This window comes from Frankia gtarii (assembly GCF_025403375.1).
In the GTDB taxonomy this organism is placed as follows: domain Bacteria; phylum Actinomycetota; class Actinomycetes; order Frankiales; family Frankiaceae; genus Frankia; species Frankia gtarii.
The window spans coordinates 1-6,093 of sequence record NZ_JAMPTM010000362.1 but is presented as its reverse complement, the minus strand read 5'-3'; the positions used below and the strand labels follow the sequence as shown (position 1 = coordinate 6,093).

The 6,093-nt window shown below is 69.8% G+C and carries 7 protein-coding genes and 1 pseudogene; 1 reads left to right on the top strand and 7 read right to left on the bottom strand.

Annotated elements, in window-relative coordinates:
* From NBZ83_RS29475 to NBZ83_RS29455, 5 genes and pseudogenes are all read right to left on the bottom strand, one after another.
* Positions 1-126 (bottom strand): keywimysin-related RiPP (locus tag NBZ83_RS29475; RefSeq protein ID WP_261576260.1); only part of this gene is annotated, 126 nt, incomplete at its 3' end.
* A gap of 165 nt (positions 127-291) precedes the next feature.
* Positions 292-681 (bottom strand): hypothetical protein, encoded by a 390-nt coding sequence (locus tag NBZ83_RS29470; protein WP_261565236.1) that lies wholly within the window; start codon positions 679-681, stop codon positions 292-294.
* A 52-nt stretch (positions 682-733) separates the two neighbouring features.
* Positions 734-964: pseudogene (locus NBZ83_RS29465) on the bottom strand (FtsX-like permease family protein); the annotation flags it as partial.
* Positions 965-1,263: 299 nt separating this feature from the next.
* Positions 1,264-2,241, bottom strand: coding sequence for a 5'/3'-nucleotidase SurE (gene surE / locus NBZ83_RS29460; protein WP_261565235.1), 978 nt, complete (start codon positions 2,239-2,241; stop codon positions 1,264-1,266).
* Positions 2,242-2,441: 200 nt separating this feature from the next.
* A complete protein-coding gene (locus NBZ83_RS29455; protein ID WP_261565234.1) occupies positions 2,442-2,999 on the bottom strand; it encodes a PadR family transcriptional regulator in 558 nt (185 codons plus the stop codon).
* Positions 3,000-3,131: 132 nt separating this feature from the next.
* On the opposite strand from NBZ83_RS29455, the gene NBZ83_RS29450 reads away from it, so the two are divergent.
* A complete protein-coding gene (locus tag NBZ83_RS29450; protein ID WP_261565233.1) occupies positions 3,132-4,439 on the top strand; it encodes a carotenoid oxygenase family protein in 1,308 nt (435 codons plus the stop codon).
* A 113-nt stretch (positions 4,440-4,552) separates the two neighbouring features.
* Here NBZ83_RS29450 and NBZ83_RS29445 read toward each other — a convergent pair whose 3' ends face one another.
* Both NBZ83_RS29445 and NBZ83_RS29440 read right to left on the bottom strand, forming a co-directional pair.
* Entirely contained in the window at positions 4,553-4,879 is a 327-nt protein-coding gene (locus NBZ83_RS29445; protein WP_261565232.1) for a hypothetical protein, read from the bottom strand.
* Between the two features lie 101 nt (positions 4,880-4,980).
* The gene (locus NBZ83_RS29440; RefSeq protein ID WP_261576259.1) at positions 4,981-5,451 is read right to left on the bottom strand and encodes an RICIN domain-containing protein; all 471 of its coding nucleotides are present in this window, start codon (positions 5,449-5,451) and stop codon (positions 4,981-4,983) included.
* Positions 5,452-6,093 lie beyond the last annotated feature (642 nt).

Genomic DNA, 6,093 nt, shown 5'->3' with positions numbered 1-6,093 from the left:
GCCCCAGTGATGCCGGTGGCCGCCCCAACCACCCCAGCCCCAGCCTCCGAAGAAGCCTACGAAGCCGGTGGCCTTCCGGAACGATCCCTGGTCCTGGAGGACCGGCGCCTCATATGTCGCCTTCATACCTTTCCCATCCGAGTTTCGAGCCAGTCACCTTCGGGGTGCTCGGCCAGCTCTGGTGGCTGCCGTCGCTGTCCGGCCTCCAGCGTCGGCTCCGCACTCATTGATCGTGCAACTTGCGAACCTGCAACTACAAGCCTGCATCTTTGGGGTCCAGCTACGGTTCACTCACAGTTCAGTACCGACCGGAGGCTTGAGCCCGGCGCCGCTGCCGGGAACGGCCACAGCGTCGGCCGTGATCCGATCGTGGGCGGCGCTCTGCGTGGCAGCCTGGACGGTGCCGAACCCGGTGAGCGTCGCGCTGGCGATGCTCACGGTCACGAGGACGGGCGCCGCCGTGGCCGCGGTTCGTCGGACGGCGGCGACGGCGCTGTGGCGGGCGAGCAGGACCACCCCGCCCGGCGAAGCGGCCAGCGGCGCGGTGAGCAGCCGCACCACCGGCGGGACGACCAGCGGAGCGAACATGGCGCAGGCCACGACCAGCAGCATCGCGGCCGTCAGGACCAGAGCGATCGCGTCCGACGAATGGACGGCTGCCATCTCCACGAGCAGCGGCACGGCGCGCCGCCAGCCAGGCGCCGAGCAACGCGACGACCAGCCCAACCCCAAACGCTGCAGCGACCGGCCAGAAGACGAACCGGGCCGTGAAGTCGCTCGGGGCGAACCCCGTTCCGGCCAGCCATCGCGCGAACCGGGGGGCGAGCATCGCGCCGAGTGCACTGCCGACGACCGCGGCGAGCACTCCGACGACAAACGCCTCGCCGAGCACCAGCCGGAAGACCTGGCGCGCAGTCGCACCAGCGGCGCGCAGCAACCCGAACTCACGACGCCGGGCGTCCACCGCGTAGGTGAACGTCCCGGACACCACAAAGATCGACACAAATGCCGCCAGGCTGGTGGTCGCGGACAGCAGGGCGACCACGGTCTCCCGCCGATCGGCGTCCGGTCAGGCTCGGCGCGGGCTCGGCGCGGGCTCGGCCGTTGCCGCTGAGCACCTGTACCGAGTCGTCGCCGCCGACCCTCGGGCATGACGGTCATGGTGATCGACGTGCCGGACCCGACGATGAGGAAATTCCCGAGCGAGCGGGATCATGCCCGGCTGGCGCAGTCCGTACGGGTACCAGGGAGTAGTACCCGCCGTCAGAGAACGCGGTGGAGCCAGCTCTCGGTGGAGCCATCCACGTCACGGTCCGCCTCCAGTGGGGTGAGGCTGACATATCCGTCCTGGACGGCGCGGGTGTCGGTACCCACGGCAGCGGCCTGGTCGTTCGGGGTGAGCCCGATCGTGTAGGTACCCGGCTGTCCCGCCTGCCCGCTGGTCGGCGTGTAGCCGAGGTCGAGGGCCACACCGGTGTCCAGCGTGGTGGGCCGGGCCCCTCTGGGGGGCAGCACCGAACCGGGCTTGCCGGTGGTGGGGTCGACGGGGCCGGCCAGGAGCGGGTAGTTGACGTTGAGACCGACTCCCCGGGGCATCAGTGCGCCGTGCTGCGACCTGTCCTGCAGCCGCTGGACGAGACCCGCCACGTATTCGGCCGAGCTCTTCGCGGCGACGGCCGTTCCCTCCCGCCAGGTGCTCGAGGTCTGCAGGCTGACCGCGATCGCGGGCACTCCGAACTCGAGCGCGGTCGCGGCCGCGTTGACGGTGCCCGAGTGGTTGACCGCCTGACCCAGGTTGTTGCCGGGGTTGATCCCGGAGACGACCAGGTCGGGCTTGGCGTTCGTGAAGACCTGGTCGAAGGCGAAGAACACGCTGTCCGAGGGTGATCCCGGGGTGACCGTCCACACCGATGGCTCGGGCTTGGCGACCGTGAGCTGCAGCGGGGGTGCGGAGATACGACCACCCTGGCCACTCTGGTCGGTGCCGGGTGCCACGACGACAACGTCATGACCGGCGGCCTTGAGAGCGTCGCGCAGGGCGACGATCAGCGGGGTGTCGGAGCCTCCGGTGCCCCGCCATCCGTCGTCGTTGGTGAGCAGAATGTGCAACGGACGCGCGGAGGGGACTCCGTACGCGGGGGCGGTGGCACCGGGACCCGCCGCTGACGCGCTCGGCGCGATGCCGACCAGGGAGCAAAGGAGGGCCGCGCCGAAGACGGCTGAGATTCTGCGCTTTTTCATGCCGTGAACCTAGAGCCGTCGGGATGGCGTGTTTTCCGGCTTGCAAGAACTCTCCGCAAAGAGAAGCGTAACTTTCGGTGGGACGCGCCGGAAAGTTAACACTCCGTGGTCGGATAATTATTTTGGATAGACATGATCTTCCTGATGCGAGTCGGTCGGGCAACCGGCGACCCGTCGCGCTTCCCACGGTGCCGGCCCCGTCAGGACCGAGACACCCCCTCATTCTGAATGTCCTGGCCCGCGGCGCGGTCGACGATCTGCTTCTCCGCCCACAGCGCCCACTCGTGCTGGGCGGCTGTGACGCGAAGGCCCCATTCGAGTGCGAGGCGGCCGTGAACGGAGAAGGAGTCCGGGCCGGAGGCGACCGCCGTCAGCGCGGAGAGCTCCTCATGGTGAGCCGCCGCGGTCTCGGCTTCCCGCCGCATGAACGCCCGGGCCTCGTCGGGCTCGAGCAGGCCGAGGAAGAACACCCGAAGCAGCGTGTCGTTGCGTGATGTCCGGTTCGGTTCGACCTTGGTGAGCCAGCGGTGCAGCTCGGCCCGCCCGGACTCCGTGATCGCGTACTCCTTGCGACCCCTGGCCCCCTCGGCCGTGACGGTCACCTGACCGGAGTCGGCCAGGCGACCGAGTTCCGCGTACACCTGGCTCTGGGTTGCCGACCAGACGTTGCTCAACGAGATCGCGAATGTCTTGAGCAGGTCGTAGCCGCTGGCGGGGCGATCGGCGAGCAGGCCGAGCACGGCGTGACGAAGGCTCATGCCCCCAGCTTAGGTCAGTCTTGACCTGTCACTGTTGGATGTTCTACCGTCGACATGTCAAAGATGGAATATTGCTGACCGCGGTGCAGATCGTGCCCACCGGGTCGGGCCGCCGTTCTGATCGGAGAAACGATGACGACGAGCAACCCCACCTACCTCAGCGGCCTGCTCGCGCCCGTGGCCGACGAGATCGATGCCGTCGACCTCCCGGTCGCCGGCACACTGCCCGACGCGCTACGCGGCCGCTACTTCCGCAACGGCCCCAACCCGCCCCCCGGCGAGGACCCGGGCCACTGGTTCACCGGAGCCGGGATGGTCCACGGCGTCCGGCTGCGGGACGGCCGCGCCAAGTGGTACCGCAACCGCTGGGTACGCACCCGCGAGCTGGCGGGTGCGCCGTTCGTGGGGCCCACCGGGTTCGATCTGACGGCCGTTCCCGCGAACACCAGCGTGATCCGGCACGCCGGCCGCATCCTCGCGCTGGTGGAGGTCGGCCTGCCGTACGAGCTGACGTCCGAGCTGGAGACGACCGGGCCGTGCGACTTCGGCGGACGACTCGCCACCGCCATGACCGCGCATCCCAAGCGTGACCCGCTCACCGGTGACCTGCTGTTCTTCGGCTATGGCATGGCCCCGCCGTACCTGACCTACCACCGTCTCTCGGCCGCCGGCGAGCTCGTCGAGAGCCGGGTGATCGACGTGCCGGGCCCGACGATGATGCACGATTTCGCCATCACCGAAAGCCACATTGTGTGGCTCGACCTGCCGGTCGTCTTCGACCTCGGTCTCGTCGGGCGCGGGATGCCCTACCGATGGGACGACGACCACGGCGCTCGCCTCGGCGTCATGGCGCGCAGCGGCGGCGAGACACAGTGGTTCGACATCGACCCCTGCTACGTCTTCCACGTCGGCAACGCCCACGTCGACGACGACGGCCGGGTCTCGCTCGACGCCGTCCGCTACGACCGCGCCGGCTTCGCGGCCGTCTGGCCCCGCCTCAGCGGAACCCCGACCGGGAAGCACATGATCGGTGACAGCTTCGCGCACCGCTGGCTGATCGACCCGGCGAACGGCGTGGTCACCGAGCAGGCACTCGACGACCGGGCGGTCGAATTCCCCACCCTCAACGAGCAGCGGGTGGGGCGGTCGAACCGCTTCCTCTACTCCGTCAGCCAGGATGCGATCGTCAAGTACGACGTCCTGACCAGCGAGAGCACGGTCCGCTCCCTGGGCGCCAGCCCCGGTGAGGCGATCTTCGTCGCCGCGCCCGGGGCCCGGTCGGAGGACGACGGCTGGTTGATCTCGATCGTGACCGACAACGCCGGGAGCGGTTCCGAACTGCTCGTCCTGGCTGCCGCCGACCTTGACACCGTGGCGTCGGTGTCCCTGCCCCGGCGGGTGCCCGCCGGATTCCACGGCTGCTGGATCGCCGACGAATAGGGCCCGGTCTCCCACTGGCCGATCCGGCCACACACTGCAGCCCGTACGTCGCAACCTGGCGTGACACCCCACCGCCATCTGGGCCGACCACGGGCAGCTCGAGCAGGTGATCGTCAACCTGGCCGTCGACAGCCGCGACGCGATGCCGCAGGGCGGGCGCCTGACGATCGCTCGCGCACGTCGACCTCGAACCGTTCTTCGTCTACCTGCCCGCCGTCGCGGCGCTCGCCGTCCAGCGGCAGGCGGATCCGTCCGTCGACCGACTCGCCGACGGCGCCGAGACCATCCTGCTCGTCGAGGACGACCCGGCGGCGCGTGAGCTGACCGAACGGATCCCGAACTCCGCCGGATACCGGACGCTCGTCGCCACGGACGGCCGGCAGGCACTCGCCCTGGCGCTGCGCCATCCCACCGTCGGCATCCGCGCCGCGCAGGGACATGGCGGCGCCAAGGCATTCCTCGACAAACCGTTCACCGCCACCGCCCTCACCCTCACCCTCACCCGGAAAATCCGCGACACCCTCGACACCCTCGACACGGCCTAGCCCCAGCGCTGGTAGTCGCCGTTGTTGCAACCCTGGGTGTAGACGCGTCCGTCGCTGTTGCTGTCCAGGCACTCGCCTGTGGAGACGTTTCGGAAGGTCATTCCGGAACTGTCGCTGGACGTGGTCCAGAGCTGCGCGGCCCCGCCGTCGCAGCCGGTGGCGTACACCGTGCCCTGGTACCTGGTTCCGTCCGGCGCGGGATTCGCCCTGCTGCCCACGCAGTTGTTGGTCTGCGCGTTCCTGAGCTGCACCCCGCCGTTCCCGGCCGCATACACCCAATGCTGGTAGTCGCCCCCGTTGCAACCCAGCGTGTAGACCTGCCCCTGGGCATTGCTGTCGAGGCAGCTATGGGTCGCGATGTCAGCGAAGGTCCTGCCGAGACCGCCCTGCGCAGTCGCGGTGTTGCGCGGCGCCGCGGGGGCGGGACCGGCCGCGCGTGGCGGGGGCGCGACCGGCGGATTCGCCACGTGCGCGGCGGTCGCGTTGGCCGGTGCCGGTACAGATGCCGGTGCCGGTACGGATCCTGGTGCCGGCGCGGATCCCGGTGCGGATGCGGATCCCGGCATCGATGTCGGTGCCGGTGGCCCGGCGCCGACTGCGCGAACGGAAGCACCGGGACTCGGGCTGGCCGTGGGGGCGGACTGCCCCACCATCGCCTGCTGGTTTTTGGCCCGTGCCTGGATCAGGAGCCGCGCCGACGGGTCGGACGGCGGGCCGGTGGTCGACACGATGGCCGTAGCCGTGGCCACGACCACGACGATGACGACGAGAGCGCCGGCGAGGAGGCGACGTCGGCGCAGTCCGCCCGGCTCGGCGGAGGGATCCCCTGGCCGGTCGAGGTCGGAGCCGACTGGAACAGCGTCGCCCGGAACAGCGTCGCCCGGCGGAATTGATCCAGCGGGCGGCTCACCCGGCAGAACCGAACCCACAGACGGCTCACCCGGCAGAACCGAACCCACAGACGGCTCACCCGGCAGAACCGAACCCACAGACGGCTCACCCGGCAGTCTTGATCCCGTGGGCGGCTCGGTCAGCAGCCTTGATCTTATGGGCGGCTCGGTCAGCAGTCTTGATCCCATGGGCGGCTCAGTCGGCGGGATCGTCCGGCC

Coding starts and splice junctions, on each gene's coding strand:
- NBZ83_RS29445 (WP_261565232.1), bottom strand. CDS start 4,879: ATGTCCCTGCGCGGCGCGGATGCCGACGGTGGGATGGCGCAGCGCCAG.
- surE (WP_261565235.1), bottom strand. CDS start 2,241: ATGAAAAAGCGCAGAATCTCAGCCGTCTTCGGCGCGGCCCTCCTTTGC.
- NBZ83_RS29450 (WP_261565233.1), top strand. CDS start 3,132: ATGACGACGAGCAACCCCACCTACCTCAGCGGCCTGCTCGCGCCCGTG.
- NBZ83_RS29455 (WP_261565234.1), bottom strand. CDS start 2,999: ATGAGCCTTCGTCACGCCGTGCTCGGCCTGCTCGCCGATCGCCCCGCC.